This window comes from Halomonas sp. (assembly GCF_014859505.1).
GTDB lineage: Bacteria > Pseudomonadota > Gammaproteobacteria > Pseudomonadales > Halomonadaceae > Halomonas.
Genome location: NZ_JACUUD010000259.1, coordinates 1 through 1,625 on the forward strand (window position 1 = coordinate 1; position 1,625 = coordinate 1,625).

Here is a 1,625-nt window from a genome sequence, read left to right on the forward strand (position 1 = left end):
TCATGCGGGAAGGATTCGAAGGCGCGGGCAAATTCCTTGTGCTCCTTGGCCCATTCGATCGGGTCTGCACCGGCCTTCCAGCACTCGTAGGACTGACGCAGGGAGATCGCGCCGGCCGCCGGGCTGTCGATGTGACCGTAGGAACCGCCACCGGAGGTGTTGATGACGTTGCCGTGGCCCAGGTTCTCAAAGAAGCCGGGCAGACGCAGGGCGTTCATACCACCGGAGATGATCGGGGTGGTGGGCTTCATGCCGTACCACTTCTGGAAGTATACCGGACCCTGGCACTCATCGCGCTCGATCATGTAGGCGATGATCTTGTCGGAGGCATCACCTTCCATCTTGCCGTAGCCCATGGTGCCGACGTGGATACCGGAGGCACCCTGCAGGCGGGACATCTTGGCCAGAACGAAGGCGGTGTAGCCGCGCTTGGCACTCGGAGAGGTCTCGGCGCCGTGGCCGGCACGGTGGTAGTGCAGGTACTGATCGGCGAAGTAACGACGGGCGGTGGTCACCATGCCCGGGCCGCCGACATAGCCGTCAACCAGGAAGGCAACCTTGTCCGCGTCGGGGCCAAAGGTTTCCAGGATGTATTCGCCACGGGCGATCATTTCGCTGTGGTCGTCGGCGGTGATGTTGGCGGAGAACAGCTTGGCCTGGCCGGTTTCGTCCTGGGCGCGCTTCATCGCGTCGTACACCAGCGGGTAGACCTTCTTGGCCGGGCAGAACACCTGGTTGCCCTGGGGTTCGTCGTTCTTGATGAAGTCGCCGCCCAGCCAGAACTGGTAGGCCGCAGCTGCGAACGGCTCGGGGCGCAGACCCAGCTTCGGCTTGATGATGGTGCCGGAGATGTAGCCGCCGTTGACGACCGGGCGACCGAGGATGCGCCACATGTCGGAGATGTCCTTCGACGGGCCGTCGAACAGCTGGATGGCGCGCTCGGGCACGTAGAAGTCGTGGATCTTGGCGTGCTCGATGTCGCCCATGCCCTGGTTGTTGCCGATCACCAGCGTCAGGAACGAGACGATCATCATGCGGCCGTCGGTGATGTTGCGGTCGAACAGCTCGATCGGGTAGGCGATCCGCATGTCTTCGGTCGCTTCGTCGATGTAATAGACCAGCGCGTCGACGCCCTTGGTGAAGTCGTCGGTGGTGGAGACTTCAACGTTGGTGCCGGTCGACGACTCGGCGGCGAAGTGGGCGGCGCATGACAGGTAGCTGCCAAAGCCGGGCTTCGGCTTCATTTTGTAGGCGACGAGGATGTGCTTGCCACCCTTGATGAGGTCTTCTTCCTTGAGGGAGAGGTCGGCGTAACGTGCGGATTGATCCATTGCATGACTCCTGCGGTAAATAAACAAGGCCTCAGGAGCCAATACCCCTGAGCACGACAGGGGTGAACTATACGCAGCAGTTTATATAATTAATATTAAATTGTTATGATAAAAACTATATCTTTTTCCTTATAGGTCTATGCGCCGACTGACGCTACGCCAATTCCGGGTCTTCGAGGCGGTTGCCCGTCACCTGTCGTTTTCGCGGGCGGCGGAAGAACTGCACCTGTCGCAGCCTGCCGTCTCGATGCAGGTGAAAGGGATCGAGACCATTCTGGGGATGCGGCTCACCGA

General features: G+C 60.4%; 2 protein-coding genes. One reads left to right on the plus strand and one right to left on the minus strand.

Annotated features, from left to right (window positions below; translation table 11 throughout):
- The coding region (locus tag IBX53_RS16085) for a ribulose-bisphosphate carboxylase (RefSeq protein ID WP_290911393.1) at nt 1–1,331 on the minus strand (1,331 nt) is incomplete at its 3' end.
- A 139-nt stretch (nt 1,332–1,470) separates the two neighbouring features.
- On the opposite strand from IBX53_RS16085, the gene IBX53_RS16090 reads away from it, so the two are divergent.
- Nucleotides 1,471–1,625, plus strand: a 155-nt coding sequence (locus IBX53_RS16090; RefSeq protein WP_290911395.1) for a LysR family transcriptional regulator, incomplete at its 3' end; no start/stop codon positions are given.